Source organism: Zymobacter sp. IVIA_12111.31 C1, assembly GCF_047495495.1.
GTDB lineage: Bacteria > Pseudomonadota > Gammaproteobacteria > Pseudomonadales > Halomonadaceae > Zymobacter.
In genome coordinates this window covers 624,461-647,348 of record NZ_CP179930.1, presented here as the reverse complement: position 1 = coordinate 647,348, position 22,888 = coordinate 624,461, and the positions used below count along the sequence as shown (strand labels likewise).

General features: G+C 56.6%; 17 protein-coding genes and 8 tRNA genes. 8 read left to right on the top strand and 17 right to left on the bottom strand.

Annotated elements, in window-relative coordinates; all coding sequences use genetic code 11:
* Positions 1–245 precede the first annotated feature (245 nt).
* Positions 246–1,658, top strand: a complete 1,413-nt coding sequence (locus ACMHYW_RS02915; protein WP_414500812.1) for an efflux transporter outer membrane subunit — start codon at positions 246–248, stop codon at positions 1,656–1,658.
* Between the two features lie 284 nt (positions 1,659–1,942).
* Here the strand turns inward: ACMHYW_RS02915 and ACMHYW_RS02910 are convergent, their stop codons facing one another.
* The 8 genes from ACMHYW_RS02910 to ACMHYW_RS02875 all read right to left on the bottom strand — a co-directional run bounded on the left by ACMHYW_RS02910 (position 1,943) and on the right by ACMHYW_RS02875 (position 8,427).
* Positions 1,943–2,479, bottom strand: a complete 537-nt coding sequence (locus ACMHYW_RS02910) for a DUF3916 domain-containing protein (protein ID WP_414500811.1) — start codon at positions 2,477–2,479, stop codon at positions 1,943–1,945.
* 276 nt (positions 2,480–2,755) lie between these two features.
* Positions 2,756–2,843: transfer RNA gene (locus ACMHYW_RS02905), tRNA-Ser, on the bottom strand.
* A gap of 131 nt (positions 2,844–2,974) precedes the next feature.
* Complete coding sequence (locus ACMHYW_RS02900; protein ID WP_027705547.1) at positions 2,975–3,532, bottom strand: nitroreductase family protein; 558 nt, start codon at positions 3,530–3,532, stop codon at positions 2,975–2,977.
* A gap of 68 nt (positions 3,533–3,600) precedes the next feature.
* Entirely contained in the window at positions 3,601–4,449 is an 849-nt protein-coding gene (gene queF, locus ACMHYW_RS02895; protein WP_414500810.1) for an NADPH-dependent 7-cyano-7-deazaguanine reductase QueF, read from the bottom strand.
* On the bottom strand, positions 4,449–5,222 hold the full coding sequence (locus ACMHYW_RS02890) for an ABC transporter permease (protein ID WP_414500809.1): 774 nt from the start codon (positions 5,220–5,222) through the stop codon (positions 4,449–4,451). The genes queF and ACMHYW_RS02890 overlap by 1 nt, the downstream gene beginning before the upstream one ends.
* On the bottom strand, positions 5,219–6,154 hold the full coding sequence (locus ACMHYW_RS02885; RefSeq protein WP_414500808.1) for an ABC transporter ATP-binding protein: 936 nt from the start codon (positions 6,152–6,154) through the stop codon (positions 5,219–5,221). Before ACMHYW_RS02885 ends, ACMHYW_RS02890 begins: the two co-directional genes overlap by 4 nt.
* Before the next feature lie 431 nt (positions 6,155–6,585).
* Positions 6,586–6,661, bottom strand: a tRNA-Glu gene (locus tag ACMHYW_RS02880).
* A gap of 371 nt (positions 6,662–7,032) precedes the next feature.
* Positions 7,033–8,427: an MFS transporter gene (locus ACMHYW_RS02875; RefSeq protein ID WP_414500807.1), complete on the bottom strand. Its 1,395-nt coding sequence runs from the start codon at positions 8,425–8,427 to the stop codon at positions 7,033–7,035.
* A 463-nt stretch (positions 8,428–8,890) separates the two neighbouring features.
* Here ACMHYW_RS02875 and ACMHYW_RS02870 point away from each other — a divergent pair, with 463 nt between their 5' ends.
* Both ACMHYW_RS02870 and ACMHYW_RS02865 read left to right on the top strand, forming a co-directional pair.
* The gene (locus ACMHYW_RS02870; RefSeq protein WP_414500806.1) at positions 8,891–9,760 is read left to right on the top strand and encodes a helix-turn-helix transcriptional regulator; all 870 of its coding nucleotides are present in this window, start codon (positions 8,891–8,893) and stop codon (positions 9,758–9,760) included.
* Between the two features lie 191 nt (positions 9,761–9,951).
* Positions 9,952–11,250, top strand: coding sequence for an MFS transporter (locus tag ACMHYW_RS02865; RefSeq protein ID WP_414500805.1), 1,299 nt, complete (start codon positions 9,952–9,954; stop codon positions 11,248–11,250).
* 347 nt (positions 11,251–11,597) lie between these two features.
* Here ACMHYW_RS02865 and ACMHYW_RS02860 read toward each other — a convergent pair.
* From ACMHYW_RS02860 to ACMHYW_RS02835, 6 genes are all read right to left on the bottom strand, one after another.
* Positions 11,598–11,673 (bottom strand) — tRNA-Gly (locus ACMHYW_RS02860).
* A gap of 14 nt (positions 11,674–11,687) precedes the next feature.
* A tRNA-Glu gene (locus ACMHYW_RS02855) sits at positions 11,688–11,763 on the bottom strand.
* Positions 11,764–11,767: 4 nt separating this feature from the next.
* Positions 11,768–11,843 (bottom strand) — tRNA-Gly (locus ACMHYW_RS02850).
* A gap of 15 nt (positions 11,844–11,858) precedes the next feature.
* A tRNA-Glu gene (locus ACMHYW_RS02845) sits at positions 11,859–11,934 on the bottom strand.
* Between the two features lie 4 nt (positions 11,935–11,938).
* A tRNA-Gly gene (locus ACMHYW_RS02840) sits at positions 11,939–12,014 on the bottom strand.
* Between the two features lie 36 nt (positions 12,015–12,050).
* Positions 12,051–12,126, bottom strand: a tRNA-Glu gene (locus ACMHYW_RS02835).
* A gap of 339 nt (positions 12,127–12,465) precedes the next feature.
* Between ACMHYW_RS02835 and msrB the strand changes: the two genes are divergently transcribed.
* From msrB to ACMHYW_RS02810, 5 genes are all read left to right on the top strand, one after another.
* Positions 12,466–12,912 carry a peptide-methionine (R)-S-oxide reductase MsrB gene (gene msrB / locus ACMHYW_RS02830; RefSeq protein ID WP_414500804.1) on the top strand — a complete coding sequence of 149 codons (447 nt, stop codon included), beginning with the start codon at positions 12,466–12,468 and terminating at the stop codon, positions 12,910–12,912.
* Between the two features lie 390 nt (positions 12,913–13,302).
* Entirely contained in the window at positions 13,303–14,295 is a 993-nt protein-coding gene (gene ylqF, locus ACMHYW_RS02825) for a ribosome biogenesis GTPase YlqF (RefSeq protein WP_414500803.1), read from the top strand.
* A 542-nt stretch (positions 14,296–14,837) separates the two neighbouring features.
* Positions 14,838–16,055, top strand: a complete 1,218-nt coding sequence (locus tag ACMHYW_RS02820; protein ID WP_414500802.1) for a pyridoxal phosphate-dependent aminotransferase — start codon at positions 14,838–14,840, stop codon at positions 16,053–16,055.
* Between the two features lie 160 nt (positions 16,056–16,215).
* On the top strand, positions 16,216–17,118 hold the full coding sequence (gene htpX / locus ACMHYW_RS02815) for a protease HtpX (protein WP_414500801.1): 903 nt from the start codon (positions 16,216–16,218) through the stop codon (positions 17,116–17,118).
* 228 nt (positions 17,119–17,346) lie between these two features.
* Positions 17,347–17,622, top strand: coding sequence for a hypothetical protein (locus ACMHYW_RS02810; protein WP_027704915.1), 276 nt, complete (start codon positions 17,347–17,349; stop codon positions 17,620–17,622).
* Positions 17,623–18,470: 848 nt separating this feature from the next.
* Here the strand turns inward: ACMHYW_RS02810 and ACMHYW_RS02805 are convergent.
* From ACMHYW_RS02805 to ACMHYW_RS02795, 3 genes are all read right to left on the bottom strand, one after another.
* Positions 18,471–19,289: a hypothetical protein gene (locus ACMHYW_RS02805; RefSeq protein ID WP_414500800.1), complete on the bottom strand. Its 819-nt coding sequence runs from the start codon at positions 19,287–19,289 to the stop codon at positions 18,471–18,473.
* Between the two features lie 191 nt (positions 19,290–19,480).
* Entirely contained in the window at positions 19,481–21,688 is a 2,208-nt protein-coding gene (gene rlmKL, locus ACMHYW_RS02800) for a bifunctional 23S rRNA (guanine(2069)-N(7))-methyltransferase RlmK/23S rRNA (guanine(2445)-N(2))-methyltransferase RlmL (protein WP_414500799.1), read from the bottom strand.
* A 114-nt stretch (positions 21,689–21,802) separates the two neighbouring features.
* Complete coding sequence (locus ACMHYW_RS02795) at positions 21,803–22,831, bottom strand: quinone-dependent dihydroorotate dehydrogenase (RefSeq protein WP_414500798.1); 1,029 nt, start codon at positions 22,829–22,831, stop codon at positions 21,803–21,805.
* Positions 22,832–22,888: the final 57 nt, after the last annotated feature.

The following is a 22,888-nucleotide window of genomic DNA, read 5'->3' as shown; positions in this document are numbered from 1 at the left end:
TTTTCGGGAAAGCACATGCTTGCAGCCCGCAGATAGGCAACGGACGGGGCTACACTGCGGCAAGTGCAGTCATAAGCACGGTGGGTACCGACAAGATATTTCCTCTTTCATTTCCATACGAGGATATTCGTTATTCGTCACTGGTGATCATTACCTTATTGTAATCGTACCGACTTATTGTCATGAAAAATAAATGCAAGGCAATGGTAGATGAATGATTATCCTTTGAATATAACGGGCGTTATATGAACAACATGCTATATCGTACCAGCTGTCTATTAACCCTCTGTGCTCTGGCAGGCTGCTCATTGGCGCCCGATTACGAACGTCCGACCGCGCCCATTGCAGCCCGCTATCCCACTCAGGACACATCAGCAACGGCTTCCACTGCCGTGCTGGAAGATGGTGCTCTCTTCTATACAGACGAACGGTTACGCAAACTGATGACGCTGGCGCTCGCCAACAATCGGGACTTGCGCCTTGCCGCACTAACGTCAGAACGTCTGCAAGGCCAGTACCGTATTCGCCTTGCAGAGCAGTGGCCGGCATTGAACGCCGAGATCAGCCAAGAGCACATTCGCCCCGAGTCCTCGTCGGACACGGCAACGTATGGCTTGGCGATTTCAGGATATGAGCTGGACCTGTTCGGTCGCGTACACAGCCTTAAGGAAGCAGCGCTTGCAGACTATTTCTCGTCCGTGGCCTCGCGCCATGCGGCTCAGCTGAGCTTGACGGCTGCCGTCGCCACCACGGACCTATCGCTGAGAGCCGACGAGCGACTGCTCGCATTGGCCCGCGAGTCACTGCAGGATCAACAGCAAACCACGACGCTGGCGCGCAAGCGTTCTGCTGAGGGACTCGACGATGAGCGTGCCTATCAACAAAGCCTTTCTGCGGAACAGGATGCCATCGCGGCCGTTGCCCGCTACGAGCAACAGCGAGCACAGGACGAACACGCCTTGCTGCAGCTACTCGGCGTTCCCGAGCTTCCCTCCGACATTCCTAGTGCTGCGATAGCCCCCATTGAACAAGTCATCGGTGACGTTCCGGCAGGACTGCCTGCAGACCTACTGACACGCCGCCCGGACATCGTCGCCGCCGAAGACCGCCTGATGGCCGCCAATGCCTCCATCGGCGCTGCACGCGCCGCCTTCTTCCCCCGCATTGCATTGACGGGATCATACGGCCGCGCAAGCAACGATCTGGCCCATCTGTTCAACGATTCGGTTCGCGGCTGGTCGTTTTCGCCGAGCGTGACGCTGCCGCTGTTCGATTTTGGTGCTCATCAGGCCAACTTGGAGGTCGCCAAGGTCGAAAAAGAGATGGCTGTGGCAGAGTATGAGAAAGCAATTCAAGGCGCATTCCGAGAAGTGGCGGACAGCCTGAGTGCCAAAGCCACCCTACAGAAGGAATCCGAGGCCGCCCAGCGCAAGGCCGAGGCTCAACACAGAAGCGCACGGCTTGCCGACCAGCGCTTTCAGTCTGGACGCGATAGCCGCATCGACATGATGAGTGCCCGCACGGCATGGCGCGAGGCAAAGCAAGCGCAGATCCAGATGTCGCTGCGTCAGCAGCTCAATCTAATCACACTCTACAAATCGCTAGGCGGTGGCTGGGACAGACAGGCCTTGCTGTCTCACATGAGGCCAGCGACCTAACGACACTACTCTCTTCCTCTTTCCGCATCTCTCTTAAAGATGCACCGTTTTGTCAGCGCTGCATGACCACGGAAGGTCTAGCGCTGACACCTTTCTTCGCCCAGATGCCTTCACTAGCGCGTGAAAAGCTAACCCGCCAGACGATCTTCTTCATCGTTCAGTACTCTTCATCTTTCAGTACAACGACGCAATTCGGAGCCAAAAGGATCAGCGCCATGGCAGTTGCAATCGTGAGCGCTGCAGCGTCATGCGAGGCCCCTTCCCTTATCGGTGCTGTGTTGAGGTTACTCGGCATGCGCCGCCAACTCACCGAAGTACCACCGCTCACAGCGATAGTCATCACTGGCGAACAATAGGCCCTGCTCTTCCATACCTGATGGCAACGCCAGCGCCCACTCATCGCTGAGTCGCTGATGTTCGATAAAGGATCGTTGCCCAAAGTGGTTCTCACCCGGTCCCGTGTGAGCCTGAAAATAGTCTTCACTCGTATAGATGCACAGCTCGCTGGCAAACATACTGGGCAGAACGATGCAGCAGGTGACTCGGCACTCGGACAATGCCGCAGGCTTGGCAGCGATTAAGTGAGCACACGCCGCGATCATTTCCTGTGCACAGTAGGCTTGCAGGACGGAAGACGTCTGTTTGCCCTCGACTAGCGCACTCGCAACGGGGATCTTGATGCTCCAATAGCCGTGTGCGTAGTCCTCATCCGTCAGGGTGGGGAAATACCCTTCGAAGGATGCGGCCCAGCGACTAATCGCCCGCAGACGACGTGGTATGCCGCGCAGCTTCTTATGAGTGAACGAAAGTGATCGAGCCATGACATGCCCCTATGCAATTGACGTTCTGGTAGCTGCCCCACGCTTGCCGGCACAGAAGCCTCACAGCGTGCAGGCAAGGGTACGGTGACAGCCTATAAAGGATGAGGATGAGAAGGAACAGACATATGTGAAAGAGATGCGATTGCGCCATGTCGACTAAACGGCCGCTTCGCGATGACAGAAGGAAGGTGACAACAACAGATATGGATAGGAAGGAGAGTAGATAAAAACAGAAAAAGCCGCTAGGCGAACCTAGCGGCTTTTTCATTAAATTAGTGGCGGAGAGGGAGGGATTCGAACCCTCGAAGCCTTTCGACTTACACACTTTCCAGGCGTGCTCCTTCGACCACTCGGACACCTCTCCGTTCAATGTCTTGCGACATCGAAGTGGTGCGTATACTAACCGCCTTACATCGGGATTGCAACCCCTCTCTCCCGATTCCTATACATAAAACATCCACTAAGGACAGAGCACAACGATCACGCCGTGGAACATCACGACCAGTATTCGATGAAATCGGCCGGTTCAAGGGCCACCGGAGGACGCGGTTCCGTGGCGGGTGTTCCCAGATAGATGAAGCCTACCAATTCATCCATCGGCTTCAGTTCGAAAGCACCGCGTACCAGCGGGTCGGTAGCGTAATCCCCCGTACGCCAAAACGCACCAAGGTCTTGCGCGTAGGCCGCGTACAGCATGGCATGTGCCGCACACCCTGCCGTGATGACCTGTTCCTGACGTGGAATGCGCTCGGTGCGTTCAACGCGGGCGATAACCGCGATGATCAGCGGCGCCGTTAGCGGCTTCTGACTGACCGCTGCCAGTGTTTCGTTCGAGGTGCCAGGAGCACGCGATTTGAGCGATGCGGCCATCAGGCGACCCAACGTCGCTCGCCCTTCCCCACTGATTTCGACAAAGCGGAAAGGGGCCAGCGCACCGTGATCGGGCGCACGCAGCGCGGCTCGGTAAAGCAGATCAAGCTGCTCGGCTGAAGGGGCGGGATCGGTCAGGCGACCACATGAACGACGCTGCAGCAGTAACGTATCAGCCTGCATGAAGAACCTCTTGATGACAGAAGCTCCGGTAAACCGGAGCTTCATGGTGAAGGGAACGTGCGCGCACCTTACTGACGGATAAGGCGCGGCCAAGCGGGCAACGCCGTCAGATCATGATCCGGCGTAGCGCGCGTCGGGTTGATATCCAACCCGCCTCGTCGAACATAGCGTGCACTTACCACCAATGACTCGGGCGCAATACGGGACATGATATCCACAAAAATACGCTCGACACAGTGCTCGTGGAAATCCTGGTGCTGGCGATAGGAGATCAGATAGGCCAGCAGCCCCTCGCGTGCCATACGCGGCCCGCGATAGCGAATGATGACGGTGCCCCAGTCAGGCTGCCCCGTGACAGGACAGTTGGACTTAAGCAGATGCGAATACACCGTCTCTTCGACAATCTCCTCCGACGCCTTGGTCAGCAGTTCCGGCGTGGGCGTGTAGTGCTTGATGGCAACGTCCAGATCATCAAGACACTCGCCCGGCATCGTCTGCCCTGCCAGCGAAGAGGCCTCCACACTCAGCAGTTCGACGCTCACAGGCGCACCCGCGGCGGCACTAAGGTCTCGCATCATACGCGCCACGACCTCGTCCTCCGAAGCGAACGCGGTCTGGTTGAAGCTGTTCAGATACAGCTTCCACGACTTGGACTCGATCAGATTAGGCGACTGCGCTGGTAAAGTGAAACGCCCGATTCTGACATTCGGCCGCCCAGAAGGTTCCAGCCAGGAAATCTCGAACGCCTGCCACTCATCAACGCCCACGAACGGCAGCGCGGCAGCATCGACGATGCCCAACGGGCGTCGCTGAGGCATGCGGTCAATCGGGAACAGCAGCGACGCATCGTACTGCTCAGGATAGGCCGATTCATGTCCCAGCGGAGCATCGACCAGAAGTTCGGACTGCGTTTTCATCAGCTACGGATTCCTTTACCTTTCGCCAGCATGTACAGCGCCGCCAAGAACATGACCACGATGAAAAGCACGATCACGGCCAGCGCCCAACCGATACCCACATCGGCGATGTTTAGAATACCGTACCGGAAACCGTTCACCATATAGAGCACAGGGTTGATCAGCGATACGTTACGCCAGAACTCGGGCAGATCGTTGATCGAATAGAACACACCGCCCAAGTAGGTCAGCGGGGTTAGCACAAAGATCGGGATGATCGAGATATCATCAAACTTGTTGGCGAACAGCGCATTGATGAAGCCTGCGATGGAAAACATGGCCGACGTCACGACCACCACCAAGACGGTCAGCAGCGGATGCGCCACGTGTACGGTGGTGAACAGCAGCGATACGATCGTGACGATCAGCCCAACCAGCAGGCCGCGTGCCATGCCACCAATCACAAACCCGGTCAGGATGACCCAGCTGGGCATCGGTGACACCATCATCTCTTCGACCGAACGCTGGAACTTGGTGCCAAAAAACGATGACGCCACATTGGAGTAGCTGTTGGTGATGACCGACATCATGATGAGGCCGGGCACGATGTAGTCGATATACGCCACACCGTCGATGTTACCAATGCGCGAGCCGATCATACTGCCGAAGATAAGAAAGTACATCGACATGGTGATGGATGGCGGCAGCAGCGTCTGCGGCCAGATACGCATGAAACGGCGAACTTCTCGAACGGTCAACGTCCAGAGCGCGACCATGATCTGCTGGGCATTCATCCGCGAATCTCTCTTCCCTTGTGATCTACCAGTGAAACGAACAGTTCTTCGAGGCGGTTAGAACGGTTGCGCATCGACATCACCTCGATGCCGTGCTCGGAGAGCTGTGCGAAGGCGTCATTAATCTTGCGCCCCTTGGGCACGACTAATTCCAGCTGCATATCATCAAGGCGGCGCAGCTCGAACCCTTCCAGCACCGGTGCCTGTACCAACGAACGCTCGGTATCCAGAATGAAGGTTTCGGTATCCAGCTGCTGTAGCAGTGCGCGCATGCTGGTGTTCTGCACGATCTGCCCTTTGTCGATGATGGCGATGTTGCGGCACAGACTCTCGGCTTCTTCCAAGTAGTGCGTGGTCAGAATGATCGTCATGCCTTTTTCGCGGTTGATGCGCTGCATGTATTCCCACATGCTGCGACGCAGCTCAATGTCGACGCCGGCCGTCGGCTCATCAAGAATCAGCAAGCGCGGCTCATGCACCAGCGCACGAGCGATTAGCAGACGGCGCTTCATTCCGCCCGAAAGCATCCGCGCGGCCACATTGCGCTTTTCATACAGCCCCAGATCTTCCAGCAGCTGCTCGGCACGCGCCTTGGCGACCTTGTAGCGGATCCCGTAGCAGCCCGCCTGCGCGGTGATGATGTCTTCGACTTTCTCGAACTGGTTGAAGTTGAACTCTTGGTTCACGAAACCGATGTCAAACTTGGCTCGTGAAAAATTCCTGTCGATATCGCGCCCGAAGATTTCGACCTTACCTGAGGTCTTGTTGACCAAAGAGCTAAGAATGCCGAGTGTCGTCGATTTACCCGCCCCGTTAGGGCCAAGCAGAGCGAAGAAGTCACCTTCAGCCACATCAAGGTCAATGCCCTTGAGGGCCTGGTGAGTACCGTAGGTCTTGGTCAACCCGCGGATGGAAAGCGCTGGAGTCCCCATGCGTCACTCCCTGTGCAGCGGTGGATGATCATATCCGTGGATAGAGAAGAAAATTTGGACGGCAGTATGGCATAGCCCATGCATCCGGCCGAATCGAGGATAGCGGCCTACAAAGGCCGTATTTATTTGCATGCTAACAAAAAAGCCCGCACACCGCGAACATAGCGATACCCGTCTGATAAACTCAGCATAGTGGGGGAACAGCAGCATTCAAAAAGTGGGCTACGGTACTGACATGCCCATAGTATGGCGTATCTATACGAAAATAGTGAGAACGGTTGCAGACTTAAGCGTATCGACCGATCTGTTTTATAGCAGAACGCCATGCGACACGACGAATCGTTCGAGCAAACGGAAGCGGAATGTATTGCAGCAGCGAAGACCGCTAGAAAGCAGTACAAAGAGAAACTAACTAAAGGAGGGAAAAGAAGTGGCGTCCCATAGGGGGTTCGAACCCCTGTTACCGCCGTGAAAGGGCGGTGTCCTAGACCACTAGACGAATGGGACGCATTGGCTGTCAGGAAGACAGCAGATTCCTGAATAGGAACGCCGCTATTATGCCCATTATGCGTAGAATGGTCAACTATTCAGCACGCCCTTCTTCCCCACGTCGATCTTCCATCTATCCCTCTGTTGAAGACGAGGCACTTTTTTCCATGCTCACGCGTCCATTCATGCTGAGCTGCACAACGCACACCCCTCCTCCCGCCACCATAAGAATGGCAATGATGAAAGACGAGAGCATCCCGACGGCATGATATGAAGATGCCATCGAGCCAAAGCTGGCCCCCAGGAACAGTATGAACGTGTAAAGAGACATCGCTATACCTCGATACTAAGGGCACATCGTCGACATGCCCACCCTGCCCGCTGTTCGCCTACCGTCGATGCGCTACATGGATCGCTAAGCAGATAGCGACAAGCACCACCAGCGATGCCAGTGCGCCGATGGACAGCATCACCGCATTCAGACCACCGTATCTCAGCATTCCCGCATACAGTGCCCCAGCAAATGCCGTTCCCAAAGCGAAGCAGCCTTGCTGCACGGTAGCCAGCGCACCGCTCACTTCGCTGGCATAGCGCCTATCGACATGGGAAAGCGTCAGCCGATAGGCCGATGTCAGCATGATGGCATTGCCCAGCCCGATCACGCCCGTCGCTCCCCACAGGTCATAGAACGTCAAGCGATGGTTGAAGTGGTAGAACAGCCAGATTGTCGCCAAAAAGCCGCTCACGGTTAGAAGTGCGCCCAAAGCGTACGACAGGTGATCACCAAGGCGATGGCCCAGCCGCTTGCTGATGAGTGAGCCGACGAAGAACATTGCACCCAGCGCGACAAACGCATTTCCCGATTCAAGCGGCGTAAAGCCGAGCTCGCTCTGCAGACACAGCGCGGTCACGAACAGGTATCCCGGGAATGCGAAAGTGACCGTCATTTCTCGCACAAATCCGTTCTTGACCATCGCTTCCCTGAACATCGACGGGGGAAGAATCGCCTTCCTTCCCGCCCGCTCATGGCCGCGTTCAACCCGCCATAGCAAGAATGCACACGGCACCGTCGCGGCCAGCCACCACCACAGCCCATGCCACCGTCCGCCAAGGGATATCGGTACCATGACGGACAGCAGGCACAGAATGAACAGGGCGATTCCTCCCAGATCCATGCTCTGCCGGGTGTCCGACGACCGCGTTTCAGGGATGGTCAGACAGCCAAATATAAAGATGACGATACAGATGGGCACATTGATAAAGAAGGCCACCCGCCATCCCAGATTCCACAGGTTGGCGGAGACCAGCCAGCCCCCAGCCACCTGACCAAGAATGGCGGATAGTCCACCGATTGAAGTATAAATGCCAACAACATAGCGGTGGCGTTCGCCCTCAAGCGTGGCATGGATCGTGGCGAGTATCTGAGGCAGCAGAAGTGCAGCAAATACGCCTTGCAGAACGCGCCCAAGAAGCATCGACACGATGCCCGACGCAAGGCCACAAAGCGCCGAAGCGATGCAGAACCCGACGATACCTACCATGAACAGACGCTTTCTGCCGTACTTGTCTCCCAGGCGCCCGCCCGTAGTGATCAGTGCAGAAAAGCTCAGGCCATACAGCGCCACGATCAGTACCAGCCCGGTTTCATCCGTATTCAGTGCCTTACCAAGCACATCAAGAGACACATTCACGATCGCGAAATCTACCTGCGGCAGCACCTGCCCGATAACGAGAAGCAGTACCGCGACGATAGACAGTCCGCTGACATTATTTTCATGCTGCATATTTGCATGCCTATATGATAATTCGATGAAATAACGATGACATAAACATATAATGAATAGCGGACCTTACATAGCTCATAAATATCGTTGTGAAAACTACCTTGCATCTGGAAGCGCTCCAAGGCTTATACCTTCACACGGCTTCGGTCGAGCTTAACGGGACCAACAAACGTGATGCATCTGGTGCTGCAGGGCAACACACCGCCGATAACCGCATACATTTCTGCACACGATCATGATATTCACTCGACGTCTTTCCAGATATCTAATGATTACCCCTTTCGATGGTGATATTTATTTAATAAATAATGATCATGCAGGAGTAGTTGGCACCTTTCCACGTCTTCTATTATATATACAAGGCCATCATTACCTGTTCTTAATCGCTGGACTGCATTATGCTCTCTGCTCTACACCGCACAAGAAACAGTTTAGACATGTATAAATTGTATAGGGCTAATGGATGCACCCAGACAATCTCAAATGGGTAGGTGATTTTCTGCGGGCCAAGCGAGAAAGCATTTCACCCGAAGCGGTAGGACTGCCCAGACCGGCACGTACGCGTACGACAGGGTTGAGAAGAGAAGACGTCGCCGATCTTTCCGGTATCAGTACCGTCTGGTACAGCAAGATAGAGCGCGGCCAGGCCGCGGGCATCTCTGCACAGGCCTTCTCGTCCATATCCTCCGCTCTGCGGCTGACCAAATCCGAACGCGAATACCTGCACAACCTTATCTTCCCGCAGACACGCGCCCACAAGGCTCCCTGCCAGACGACATCGGCGCATACGCTGCAACTGCTGACGCAGCTCAACCCGCTGCCCGCACTACTGGCGAACGACTACCTAGACATCGTGGCATACAACGACGCGTTTCAGCTGATGATCGGTTTCGACCTCAACGACCTTCCTGCCGAAGCACAGAACTACCTTCACCTGACCATCACGCACCCTGAATGGAAAAGATTTGCCTGCATCGACAGCGAAGAAACTCTGGCGCTGCGGATAACGCGCATGGCAGGCTTTCTACGCGATACCCTCGCCAAACGCCCCAATGACGACGTGCTGAAGCAACGAATTTGTGCCTTCAAAGCGCAGTCACCACTGTTCCACACCGTATGGAGCGCCAATACCGTACTGCAGCCGGAAGAAGTGACCTACACCTATCGTCATGCTCGATTAGGAATAATGGCGCTGGACAAGCAGCTGTGGTGGCACACCAATGGCAATGCCAGTAGCCGCTTGAACGTCTACTACCCCCAGCACGATGCCGACCTCCAGCGGTTGCAGCAGCTCGTGTCGACACACGCTGACCAATCGCCCTCCCCGCCATAGGGCACACTCAATCCAGCTCAATCCAAGTGTCCCTTCAACGATGAGCTTAGCGTCGAAAACACGTTCATCGTGACGGGCTATGGATATTGCCCCGTGACTCTTCACGCTATGAAGGATAAGGCATAAGGTAGGCGTCCTTGGGGCAGCACGGGCTGCCACGGTCTTACGGCTCTTTTGATGAGGAATCGGTAATGTCCGCGACGACGACCTTACCCGACGACGGCCACGCATCACTCTTTCGCAAGGTGACGTGGCGGTTAGTGCCTTTCCTGTGTTTCTGCTATCTCGCGGCGTACCTCGACCGCATCAACGTCGGCTTTGCACGACTGCAAATGCTGGACGATCTGGGCTTCAGCGAAGCCACCTTCGGTCTGGGAGCGGGGTTATTCTTTCTGGGCTATATCCTACTGGAAGTGCCGAGCAACCTAGCGCTACAGCGCGTCGGTGCACGGCTGTGGATCGCCAGAATCATGCTGACGTGGGGCATTCTGTCGGCCTGCACCCTACTGGTCAAAACACCGCTCCAGTTCCACATCCTGCGCTTCTTCCTAGGGGCTGCCGAAGCCGGTTTCCTACCCGGTGTTCTGTTCTATCTGACCCAATGGTTTCCCAGCCAGCGCCGTGGTCGCATCATCGCGCTGTTTATGATCGGCCTACCGCTGTCATCCGTCATTGGTGGCCCGCTTTCGGGCTGGATTATGAAGGCCGCCCACGACCTGCATGGACTGCACGGCTGGCAGTGGCTATTTCTGCTCGAAGGTTTGCCCAGCATTGCACTGGGCATTCTCGCCTTCTGGTGCCTACCAGACTCACCACGCCACGCACGCTGGCTGAACGAACAGGAACGCGCCACGATCGACTCCGTGCTAGCCCAAGACCAGGCAGAAATGCCTGCTGCGCGCCATCGTTTCAGAGACGGTTTCTGGAACCTAAAGGTGTGGATGCTAGGCGGCATTGATTTCTCGATCCTACTGACCGCCTATGCACTGGGGTTCTGGATGCCCACCTTTATCAAAGCGACAGGCATCAGCGATGCCTTCCATATAGGCCTGTTGACGGCACTGCCCAGCGTGGCAGCCCTTATCGGCATGCTCGCCATCGGCGCCAGCTCCGACCGTCACCGCGAACGCCGCTGGCACATCATCATACCGTTCGTTATTGGCGCAGTGGCCATGGCGGGTAGCACGTTCTTCACTCACAGCACGTGGGCAACGGTGCTGCTGTTCTCGATCGCACAAGCCATGGTGATCGGTGCCGTTCCCGTCTTCTTCAGCCTGCCGGCGACCTTTCTGAAAGGGACGGCCGCAGCAACAGGCTTCGCACTGGCCTGCTCGCTGGCCAATATCGCTGGACTGGTCAGCAACTCTGTCATGGGCTTTGCAATGCAGTTGAGCGGGCAGGCCGGAGGCGCCATGTGGTTCTTTGCCGTGTGCCTGCTCGCCAGCGCGCTGCTGGTAGTGGCCCTGCCGGCAAAAGTGGTTAATCGCTAATACCGATGTCCTGCTTATTGCCAACATGGCAGTAAGCAGGACAGACTCATCCCACCTCTTTACGGCTTCCGCCACTAGCGAATACTCGTATTTCAGCATCTTCCGCTCAACAGAGCATAGCGACACTTTCATCACCATGATCAAAACAGATGCAGGGGACGACATCGTGCGGAGTAATGGTATGCAGAAATAGTGCTTATAAGCATCAGGTGCGGAACTCAAAAGCGCAACAGCAGCTGATCGAGAGGAAAAAAGGGCGAGATTGAAGATATCGTAGAAACAAAAAAAGAGCCTTTCGGCTCTTTCTCTGATGAAGTGCAGACTAACATCATCTACACAACCTGAATTGGAGCGGGAAACGAGGCTCGAACTCGCGACCTCCACCTTGGCAAGGTGGCGCTCTACCAACTGAGCTATTCCCGCATAACAGAAGAAGGTGGCGTCCCATAGGGGGTTCGAACCCCTGTTACCGCCGTGAAAGGGCGGTGTCCTGGACCACTAGACGAATGGGACACACTGGAGCGGGAAACGAGGCTCGAACTCGCGACCTCCACCTTGGCAAGGTGGCGCTCTACCAACTGAGCTATTCCCGCATATCTAGGAAGAAGTGGCGTCCCATAGGGGGTTCGAACCCCTGTTACCGCCGTGAAAGGGCGGTGTCCTGGACCACTAGACGAATGGGACACATTGGAGCGGGAAACGAGGCTCGAACTCGCGACCTCCACCTTGGCAAGGTGGCGCTCTACCAACTGAGCTATTCCCGCTTAGTACTTCCTATTGCCTCAAGCTTCCGAAAAAGGTGGCGTCCCATAGGGGGTTCGAACCCCTGTTACCGCCGTGAAAGGGCGGTGTCCTAGGCCACTAGACGAATGGGACCTATCGCAACCGTTTCCGGTGAACTCAAGATGGCGCGCATATTATCGGCATAATGGTGAAGTGTCAAGCTACGACGTTGATATTTGAGTCATTGAATTGTGTCAGCGGGCTTCACATTCGACATCTGTAGCGCGTCATTCCAGAAACAGCGCGGCTTTCAGTGCCTTATTCTTCTACAGCAGACGGCCTTTCACTAAAACTTGCGTCGGCTTTAGACGGCCGCCACACTGCATGCTGAGGCCAACGATGTCGCCCTGTCGCCTTCGAGTCATCGGCCAGCGTGCAGCGGCTCAGCACCCGCGATGCCGTTTTCGCTCTTCTTTCCTTTAGGAGTGTTCCATGCCCCACCACAAGCGACATGCCGACCACATTCATAAATCCGATCAGGAATGGAAAGCTCAGCTCACGCCAGAGCAGTACCATGTGACGCGCCAAGCGGGTACGGAAGCGCCGTTCAGCGGCGACTACCGTGTCTCCCCTACTCCCGGCACGTTCCACTGCGTGTGCTGCGACGCACCGCTATTCAACAACGACGATAAATACGAGTCTGGCTGCGGCTGGCCCAGCTTTGATCGCCCGCTACCCGATGCCCACATCGAAGAGCACTTCGATACGAGCCACGGCATGCGTCGCGTCGAGGTGCGTTGCCGTCGCTGTGGTGCTCATCTGGGGCATGTTTTCCCCGATGGCCCGCAAAACACAACGGGGATGCGCTACTGCATCAACTCGGTTTCGCTGCGCTTCCATCCCAGCACACACAATGAAAGCAATTCGGATCGAACATAGGCCGCCTCGCAGAGTACTCAGCCTCATAGAGTACTAAGGAGGCGCGGCACGATTGCGCGGTGTCTTGTAGGAACACTATTCAGTGCGGCCGAGATCCCTTCAAAGGATGTGGTGGGCCGCACGGTCGAGCATCAGCGCGCGTATCAGATCCTTCGCAGACGCCATGTTCCATGATAAAGAAGGCATCTCTCGCCCATCCTGCGTAGAATACCCCGTTATAACGTCGTCACCCTCCTACCGTTCCTATTGTCACGAGTCGCTGCAATGCACCTCAGTGCGATGACCCAACGGCAAATGCCGCTCGCCATTGAGGTAGAGGCGGTGCTCCATTCGACATGGGATAGGCAAGGTATTCTGACGACGCCACTGAATGATGTATGGAGAAGTGCAATGCTGGGCTGGTTTCCCGGACATATGAATAAGGCACAGCGCCAAATCCAACAGGCGCTGCCCAAAATCGACGTGGTAGTGGAAGTTCTTGATGCACGTCTGCCCTACTCCAGCGCCAACCCGATGCTGGCTCAGCTAACGCGCCACAAACCGGTGCTTAAGCTGCTCTCGCGTGCTGATCTGGCCGACCCTATCGCGACGCAGCAGTGGTGCGATCACTTCAACGCACAGCCCAACATGCGCGCACTGGCGATCACGACCACCAATGCACGGGAACTCAAGCCTATTGCCAAGCTGTGCCGCGAGCTGGCCGGGCATATTCGCGCCGACCGCGACGTACGCGTCATGGTGATGGGAATTCCCAACGTCGGGAAATCGACGCTGATCAATGGACTGGCAGGGCGCAAGCTGGCCAAGGTCGGCAACGAGCCGGCCGTGACCAAGCGCCAGCAGATCATCAAGCTCGAAAACGGCATTTCGCTGACGGACACGCCCGGAGTGCTGTGGCCGAAGATTGAGGATCAAGCCAGCGCCTATCGCCTGGCCGCCAGCGGTGCCATTCGCGATACCGCGCTGGACTACCCTGACGTAGCCAAGGTTACTGTTGCCGAGCTGGCACGCCGCTATCCTGATGCTCTAAAAGCACGCTACAAGCTGACTGAGCTGCCTATTTTCGACATGGAAAAAACGGTGAAACAGGAAGCAGAGCAGCCCGAAATAGAGGTGGATGACAACGGGCTCAGTTACATCGACTTGCTGGCTCGTACCGGTTTTGACGGCGATGCGCTATTGGATACGATCGCGCGCAAGCGCGGTGGTTTGAAGGCCGGTGGCGTTGTGGACATTCACCGTGGTGCTGAAGTGCTGCTGCATGAGCTACGCCAAGGCGTACTGGGCCGCATCACGCTTGAGTTGCCGCAGGATATTCCGCAGGACGAGCCGGTTCGCCCGGATACGCTGCCTGAAACGGATGACGACGAGAGCGACAGCTGACACCGCCAGCAACATCGTGCCATTCATCGCCCTTGCTGCTACCGACGCAAAACACCGACTGTCGTACAAGCATCATGCAGGGGCGATACCTTCCTTCTTTGCCTTCTTATAGCCCTCTTGGGGCCTTTAGCATTAAGCACCGTCCTTATAAGCATCCGTTGACGGTTAGATATGGCAAAGCCTCCTCTGTGACCTTGCGCAGCATACTCAGCATTTCTGCGCCGTACGCTGCAGATGAACGCCATTTCACGCGGTTGATTCCTGCACACTCGATCAGTTTCATTGCGTCGCATTCTGCCTCGTAAATGCAATCTTTAGGCGGCTTCAGAAAAAATCCCTACTGAAGTGGCATATCAAAAGCACGCTACGGTATGCTGAGTGATACGCCTGCGGTGCCACTTCTACGCCGAGCTTTCTGCTTGCCGCGTACACACCCTTGCTTTTCATACATTGAGGTCGATATCCCATAGAGGCCTCTCGACATGGACCTGATCACGGCCCACTGATTTACACCTTCAAGCCCCCTCTAGGCAGAACCGAACATGAACGCTCCGATCCGCAAATCAAGAAAGCTCGACAACGTCTGTTACGACATCCGTGGTCCGATCATGGAGCACGCGCGTCGTCTGGAAGACGAAGGTCACCGCATCCTCAAACTCAATATCGGTAACCCTGCCCCGTTCGGTTTTGAAGCGCCGGAAGAGATCCTCCAGGATGTCATGCGCAACCTGCCAACGTCCCAGGGCTACAGCGATTCGAAGGGGATCTATTCGGCACGCAAGGCCATCATGCAGGAATGCCAGCGCAAAGGTGTTCAGGGTGTCGGCATCGACGATATCTTCATCGGCAACGGCGTATCTGAGCTCATCATGATGTGCATGCAGGGTCTGCTGGATAACGGCGATGAAGTGCTGATTCCTGCACCGGACTACCCACTGTGGACAGCCGCCACACATCTGGCCGGCGGTACCGCCGTGCACTATCGCTGCGATGAAGAAAAGGGCTGGGAACCGGACATCGAAGACATGCGCGCCAAGGTGACGCCGCGCACGAAAGCACTGCTGCTGATCAACCCGAACAACCCCACAGGGGCCGTCTATTCACGCGACGTCATCCTCAACCTGTTGCAGGTGGCGCGTGAAAACAATCTGGTGGTCTTCTCTGATGAGATCTACGACAAGATCCTGTACGACGGTGCCCAGCATATTTCCACGGCGACGCTGGCCGATGATCTGCTGATCATCACCATGAACGGTCTGTCCAAGAACTATCGCTGCGCCGGTTTCCGTGCGGCGTGGATGACCCTGTCGGGTGAGAAGCGCCATGCGCAGGACTTCATCCAAGGGCTGAACATGCTGGCCTCAATGCGCCTGTGCGCTAACGTACCAGCACAACATGCGATCCAAACCGCACTGGGCGGCTATCAGTCCATCAATGACCTGGTACGCCCCGGTGGCCGTCTACTCGCCCAGCGCGACGCGGCGTGGGAAGCGCTGAACGCTATCCCTGGGGTCTCGTGCGTTAAGCCGAAAGGCGCACTCTACATGTTCCCGCGCCTCGACCCCGAGGTGTACGACATCAAGGACGATCAGCAATTCGTACTTGAACTGCTGCTGGAAGAAAAGATCCTGCTGGTGCAGGGAACGGCCTTTAACTGGCCTGATCCCGACCACCTGCGCATCGTCACGCTGCCGTATGCAGACCAGCTGGTCGAGGCGATCGGGCGTCTGGGCAACTTCTTGGCTCGCCGCCGCAGTTAAGCTGCCCATCAGTTGGTGCGCTTGAATATGGCCTATATTAACCCCATTCCATCAGGCAACTATTGCTGATACACAGTGGTCTCATTCATGTGAGACCACTTGTTCGTCCATCCTTGAATAGTGGGGCTTTCACCCGCCATTCACACAGGAGAGTACGTTTATGATGAGGGTGTTGCTGTTTCTAGCCACCAACCTAGCCGTCATGTTGATCGCGGGTATCGTCCTGCATCTGACGGGCCTTGATGTTTATCTGCGCTACCGCACTGGTACCAACCTGTTCGGCATGCTGGCGGCGTTTTTCGTCATCGGCATGGCGGGGTCTGTGGTCTCGCTGTTCCTGTCAAAATCTATGGCGAAAATGTCGACTGGAACACGCATCATCCAGCAGCCGCAGAACAGTCAGGAACAGTGGTTGCTGGATACCGTCGCCGAGCTGTCGCAGCAGGCCGGTATCCGGATGCCGGAAGTGGGCATCTTTCCGATGCAACAGGCCAACGCCTTTGCTACCGGTTGGAACCGCAACAGCGCGCTGGTCTCGGTCTCTGAAGGACTGCTCAATCAGATGCGCCCGGAAGAAGCACGGGCCGTCATCGGTCATGAGATCGGTCACGTAGCCAACGGTGATATGGTGACGCTGGCGCTGATCCAAGGCGTAGTGAACACGTTCGTCATGTTCTTCGCCCGTCTGGTCGCGATGGGGATCGACACCTTCCTGCGCCGCAATGATGAAGACCGAGGCATGGGCCAGCTGGCGTTCTTCCTCGTCGAGATGGTCATGCAGGTCATCTTCGGGATCGCAGCCTCGGCCATCGTGGCGTGGTTCTCACGCTGGCGCGAATATCGTGCTGATGCGGCAGGCGCTCGTCTGGCGGGATCAGGCGCTATGATCAATGCTCTGACGCGTCTAAAAGGCGACGCACAGCGCCCCGATGAGATGCCGGACTCCATGACAGCCTTCGCCATCACTCAGGGGCAGGTGGCATCGTTCATGCAGAAGCTGTTTGCTAGCCACCCGCCGCTGGACGAACGCATCAATGCGCTGAAACAGGCGGCCTATCGCTAAGCCGTTTAGACGTTCATAAAGATGAAAGAGGGTGCCGAGATCAATGTCCCGGCACCCTCTTTTCGTATCCGTTGAGCGCTGACAACCGCAGGCCATGCTTGTCTCTTTTCCCGATCGGCTTTGCAGACTCGCCGTATTCAGTCAGAATGACCTTTACCCCTGTCATCAACCACACGCGGATAACAGGCGGCACTCTATTACCTCCTACTGAGCGGAAACCTCGGCCACATGATCGTACGTTGGGAAAGTGACCATGATTACGTGCTGGTGCATGTGCATCAGGACATGTTTGGCGACTGGATTGTTAGCCGTGCCTGGGGGCAGATCGGAACGCAGTTCGGCGGTCTGAAGCACATGTTGGCCGAAGACTATACGCAGGCCATGACGTGGGTAGACGACGTCCACCATATTCAGACATCACGCGGCTTTCACAAGGTGCTTGAAGTGGACAGTGAGTCACCGGAAGGTCAGGCAGCAATGCGCCAGCTTTCACTGTTGGAATAACACCACGCTTTCGATCAATGCCATAACAGCGATGAAGGCAACGCGAGCAAATGCCCTGCATCAAACCTGCTGCTGGAGCAGCGCTCTGCTCGCTCGGCCTTTAGAGCGTGTTTCATGACCCCAATACCCGTGTCATTGAGGAAATTTCAAACCACAAATCCGCGGTAAAAGCCGTCTATTTTAGAAAGGGAAAAAGCAATTACTCAGGTTATGAAACAGCCTCTTAGTGCCCCATACCTAATTACTAATTAAGGCCAGCGAGACAGCCCTTGCATGGCCAGATACAGAACATGCCATCGCAACACTTACCGTTGTGGCAGCAGGCGTCAACTCAACCGCAGCGATATGCATTGCAGTACCCGCGCCTATCCCAAGGCAACTTCGCACTGTACGCGTAATGGCCGCACTTGCCGTTACGGTGGCAGGCGTCAACTCAACCGCAGCGATATGCATTGCAGTACCCGCACCTATCCCAAGGCAACTTCGCATAGTGCGCGTAATGGCAGCACTTGCCGTTACGGTGGCAGGCGTCAACTCAACCGCAGCAATATGCATTGCAGTGCCCGCGCCTATCTCAAAGCAACTTCGCATAGTCCGCGTAATGGCAGCACTTGCCCTTACGGCAGCAGGCGTCAGCTCAACCGCAGCGATATGCATTGCAGCGCCCGCGCCTGTCTCAAGGAACTGCACACGGTACATGCAGAGCATGCTCTCACGGCGCTTATCACTACCGTAATCGACTTATTGATTGCCGCTAAACGTCTCCGCCTGCTCCCCTTACCTTCTCATGCATGCTTTTTTTTCTCGGATAAGCACAGGCCTCGCGGTGCATAACGCCATAACACCGACTACTCGTCATCCAATACCCAGTGGTGCGTTACATAGGCGTTGCGCACCATCGGGTGCTGTTCATTGAGCACTCCTTTGAGGTCGCTCAGCTTGATACGCACCCACTCGGGACTGAAATCCGTTGAAGCTTCCCCGATATAGATGAACAGCATGCCGCTTTCGACATAGAACGCTTGGTTATCGGTGATGTTGGCAACGGTCATTTCCATCTGCTGCTGGCGTGAACCATGAGTACCACGAGTCAGCAGCTGCTTCAGGCGGGGGTGATAATCGTCGGTGAACAACTCTCGGAAAGTGATCTGGTGGCCGTTGCCAAGATCATAGTGGCGGGTTTCAAGACCCGTTTCCGGGATCATTTCAGCGTGAGACAGGCGTTCCTTGTCGGCAATAATACTGAGTACCTGCCCTTCGACAACGGCATCGACCAGCACGTCGATGTCGGCGGACCCTAATGCCTTGCGTTCGTAACCGCTAAACAGCCAGTCGTGTACCACACTGTTGATCCGTCGTGACATGGCACGGTTCGCCATGCCCATCACCATCGGGTATTCGATGTCGACGCGCACTTCGCGATGATCGTCGGCACTAACGTTGGTGTCATTGCGACGCGGGTCAGGCTCGACACTGTGGAAGGTCACGATCTTGATTTTTACATCGGACTCTTCCGCCTGATGCGCCTTGATGAAATAAGTCAGCGTGCCGTCGGCGTGTACCCACGGCGATACGCTCATTATCCCTGCACCCAGCATGTAGCACAGATATCGCCAAGCGCGAGTGGACCACCGGCGGTGACGATGCGATAGCTGGGCTGCCCTCATTATTCCTACTCCATTACAGTCATACCAAGGTCGCTACTCTATGCTGTCCGCCACATTAGATGCAAATGATACGCAATGACTCGCAGTAGCAACCTCTTGATTCTGGATGGCACATATCCTCGCTGATGGACGCTTAATGATCGCTTACACATGAAGAAACGCCGTGCCAGTTACCTGACACGGCGCAACGTTTAGCGGTGACGAATCACGAACACCTTGTGGATATCCGGACGGCGCTGGAAATCGGGGTCCAGCGTACGCGAGGTAATGTCTTCCACGTCATAGTATTCTGCCAACGAAGGCTCCAACTTGAAGCGGCGTTGGTTGTTGGAGAACACCAGCGTACCGTTCTTCGCCAGACGAGCCATGGCGCTGTTGATCAGCGGGATCTGATCGCGCTGTACGTCGAACGTGGCCTCCATCTTCTTCGAGTTGGAGAACGTCGGCGGATCAAGGAAGATCAGGTCGAACTGGCTGCGGTCTTCTGCCAGCCACTTCAGGCAGTCTTCACGCTCAAGGCGGTGGCGACGCAGGTCGATGCGGTTCAGCTCGAAGTTGTCACGTCCCCAGTCCAGATAGGTATTGGACATGTCGACGCTAATACTTTCGCGGGCACCGCCCAGTGCCATATGGACCGTTGCCGTAGCGGTGTAGCAGAACAGGTTGAGTACGCGCTTGCCGCTCGCCATCTCGCCCAGCATCAGACGCACCGGACGGTGATCGAGGAACAGACCGGTATCAAGGTAGTCACGCAGGTTCACCCACAGCTTCGCTTTACCCTCTTCGACGACGAGGCGCTCTTGGCTGTTGCTCTGGCGCGTGTACTGCGCCTTGCCTGCCTGACGCTGGCGACGCTTGAGGTAGATGTGGTCGCTGGCCACGTCCAGTACCTGCGGCAGTACCGTCAACGCTTCCATCAGGCGGCGCTCGGCCTGGCGCGGGTCAATGCCTTTCGGTGCCACGTATTCTTGAACGTGAACACGGCTGCCGTAGATGTCGATCGCCAGTGCATATTCCGGCATGTCGGCATCGTACAGACGGTAGCACTGCACACCGCTGCGCTTGCGCCACTTGGCCAGCCGCTTGATGTTCTTGCGCAGGCGGTTGGCAAACATCTGGGCCCCTTCCGACAGCGAAGGCGCTTCCATCACTTCCCCTTCTGGGGTGAGATTGCCATGCGCTTCTGCAACGGCCTGACGCTCTTCTGTCGTACGGATCTCAAACAGGAACAGCTTGCACGCCAGCGCACCGTTGAAGAACGAATACTGCTTGTGCGCCTTCATGCCCAAACGGTAGCCCAGCTCGGGGTTGCCAGTGAACAGCGCCACGCTCCAGCCCGGATAGTGCTGGCGCAGGCGAGCACCCAGCTCGCTGTACAGCGGCACCAGTGCCGGCATGTCACCAATACGCTCGCCGTAGGGCGGGTTGGTGATGACCAAGCCGGTTTCATTGGGGGCCAGCGCTGTCAGGCGCGTGGCATCGCCGCGTGTCAGGGTCATCAGCTGATCGACCCCCGCACGACGAGCATTGGATGCAGAGGCCAGAATGACATAGCCATCAACATCCTGCCCAATGAAGGCAGCACGGCAGCGGCGCTTGCCCGCTTCGGCACGCCAACGGGCTTCACGCTCGACCTGCTTCCACAGTTCGGGGTCGTGTTCCTGCCAGCCTTGGAAGCCCCAGCGCGGGCGCCCCAAGTTCGGTGCGATATCGCACGCCATCAGCGCGCCTTCGATCAGTAGCGTACCCGCCCCACACATCGGATCGACCAGCACCTCACCCTTACGGGCACGCTCAGGCCAGCCGGCACGGACCAGCAGTGCTGCCGCTAGGTTCTCCTTCAACGGTGCCTTACCGCCTTCCAGACGATAGCCACGCATGTGCAGGCTGTCGCCGGACAGATCAATCCCCAGTGTCAGCACGTTGCGGTGCAGATGGGCATAGATGCGCGTATCCGGGCGATGCGGGTCAACGTTGGGACGTAGCAGCCCCTGTGCCTGAAAGCGATCGACAACACCGTCTTTGACGGTCTGAGCGCCAAACTGGGTGTGGCGAATGCCTTCGGAGCGGCCGTGGAAGTCGACACGCAGCGTGGCATTGTCCGGCATCAGCGTTTCCCAGCTGACATCACTGACCGCCTTCAGCAGGTCGGCGGCACTGTCGACGTCTTCGACACGCGCCAGTGTCAGGATGATGCGGTTGGCCAGACGTGACCAAAGGCACATCTGATAGAGCGTCTGCAGAGTAGCGCGCCCGATGACCCCCGCTACGGTGGTGCGCTCGATCTCGGCATCCAGCGTCGCCAGTTCGTCGGCGACCAGAGATTCGATGCCACGTGGGCACGTTGCCAGGAAGGCATAAGTATCCGTAGGCACGGAAGCCAGTTCAGGTGTAGTCATGGCAGAAGCGTCGATCCGGAAGGATCACAGGATTCCTGAAAAATGAGGACAGACCCGGCAGCCATTAGGGCTGCCGGGTCGCAAACAAAAGGACTGGAGGGAGGGCGTTGGAACTTACACGTCCCGCAATGCGCGCGCGCAGGCCCCGACAAGGCCCGGACCACGATAGATGAACCCTGAGTAGAGTTCGACCAGCACGGCCCCGGCACGCTGTTTTTCCAGTGCGTCATGACCTGACAGGATACCGCCCACGCCAATGATCGGCAATGTAGGCGCACGATGATGAATGCGCGAAACGATGCGCGTCGATGCGTCAGCGACCGGACGGCCCGACAGACCACCGGTTTCGCCGGCATGGCGATGCCCTTCTACCGCCTGACGGTCGATCGTGGTGTTGGTCGCGATAACCCCGTCGATCTGATGGCGTACCAGCGTATCAGTCAGCGCATCGACCTGCTCATCGCTCATGTCCGGTGCAATTTTGACGGCGATCGGCACGCGGCGTCCGTTCTCGCGGTCAAGGCGCGTGACTTCAGCCTTCAACGCCGACAGCAGCGGATCAAGGCTGGAATCACCTTGCAGGTCACGGAGTCCCGGCGTGTTCGGCGAGGAGATATTAATGGCAATGTAATCGGCATAGGGATGAACGGCACGTAGGCAGATCAGGTAGTCGTCCACGGCCTTTTCGAGCGGCGTATCGCGATTCTTGCCGATGTTGACGCCGACGATGCCTTTATAGCCAGCACGCTGCTGCTTGAGCTGCTCAACAAGGTGATCAACCCCTTTGTTGTTGAAGCCCATGCGATTGATGATCGCTTCATGCTCGGGCAGACGGAACAGGCGCGGCTTGGGATTGCCCGGCTGGGGGCGTGGCGTAACGGTCCCCAGCTCAATAAAGCCGAAGCCGAGCGCACCCAGGGCTGCCAGATAGTCGCCGTTCTTATCGAGCCCTGCAGCCAACCCAACACGGTTGGGAAAGGTCAGCCCCATGACGGTAGCGGGGTCCTCGACGTGATGACCGCTGACCATCCGCATCATGTGCAGCTGATGCCCCAGACGCATGCCTTTGAGACTCAAGGTGTGTGCTGTTTCAGGATCGAGCCGGAACAGAAGTGAACGCGCAAGCCCATACATTGCCGACATAGCCGTTGCCTTTGTGATCGTGGTGAAAGAACGCTTCCTGCTGCTCTGCCCCGTCGG

What these genes read in the sequence shown, in the direction of transcription:
- ACMHYW_RS02915 (WP_414500812.1), top strand. Translation starts at nt 246, where the DNA reads ATGAACAACATGCTATATCGTACCAGCTGTCTATTAACCCTCTGTGCT.
- ACMHYW_RS02910 (WP_414500811.1), bottom strand. Translation starts at nt 2,479, where the DNA reads ATGGCTCGATCACTTTCGTTCACTCATAAGAAGCTGCGCGGCATACCA.
- ACMHYW_RS02900 (WP_027705547.1), bottom strand. Translation starts at nt 3,532, where the DNA reads ATGCAGGCTGATACGTTACTGCTGCAGCGTCGTTCATGTGGTCGCCTG.
- queF (WP_414500810.1), bottom strand. Translation starts at nt 4,449, where the DNA reads ATGAAAACGCAGTCCGAACTTCTGGTCGATGCTCCGCTGGGACATGAA.
- ACMHYW_RS02890 (WP_414500809.1), bottom strand. Translation starts at nt 5,222, where the DNA reads ATGAATGCCCAGCAGATCATGGTCGCGCTCTGGACGTTGACCGTTCGA.
- ACMHYW_RS02885 (WP_414500808.1), bottom strand. Translation starts at nt 6,154, where the DNA reads ATGGGGACTCCAGCGCTTTCCATCCGCGGGTTGACCAAGACCTACGGT.
- ACMHYW_RS02875 (WP_414500807.1), bottom strand. Translation starts at nt 8,427, where the DNA reads ATGCAGCATGAAAATAATGTCAGCGGACTGTCTATCGTCGCGGTACTG.
- ACMHYW_RS02870 (WP_414500806.1), top strand. Translation starts at nt 8,891, where the DNA reads ATGCACCCAGACAATCTCAAATGGGTAGGTGATTTTCTGCGGGCCAAG.
- ACMHYW_RS02865 (WP_414500805.1), top strand. Translation starts at nt 9,952, where the DNA reads ATGTCCGCGACGACGACCTTACCCGACGACGGCCACGCATCACTCTTT.
- msrB (WP_414500804.1), top strand. Translation starts at nt 12,466, where the DNA reads ATGCCCCACCACAAGCGACATGCCGACCACATTCATAAATCCGATCAG.
- ylqF (WP_414500803.1), top strand. Translation starts at nt 13,303, where the DNA reads ATGCTGGGCTGGTTTCCCGGACATATGAATAAGGCACAGCGCCAAATC.
- ACMHYW_RS02820 (WP_414500802.1), top strand. Translation starts at nt 14,838, where the DNA reads ATGAACGCTCCGATCCGCAAATCAAGAAAGCTCGACAACGTCTGTTAC.
- htpX (WP_414500801.1), top strand. Translation starts at nt 16,216, where the DNA reads ATGATGAGGGTGTTGCTGTTTCTAGCCACCAACCTAGCCGTCATGTTG.
- ACMHYW_RS02810 (WP_027704915.1), top strand. Translation starts at nt 17,347, where the DNA reads ATGATCGTACGTTGGGAAAGTGACCATGATTACGTGCTGGTGCATGTG.
- ACMHYW_RS02805 (WP_414500800.1), bottom strand. Translation starts at nt 19,289, where the DNA reads ATGAGGGCAGCCCAGCTATCGCATCGTCACCGCCGGTGGTCCACTCGC.
- rlmKL (WP_414500799.1), bottom strand. Translation starts at nt 21,688, where the DNA reads ATGACTACACCTGAACTGGCTTCCGTGCCTACGGATACTTATGCCTTC.
- ACMHYW_RS02795 (WP_414500798.1), bottom strand. Translation starts at nt 22,831, where the DNA reads ATGTCGGCAATGTATGGGCTTGCGCGTTCACTTCTGTTCCGGCTCGAT.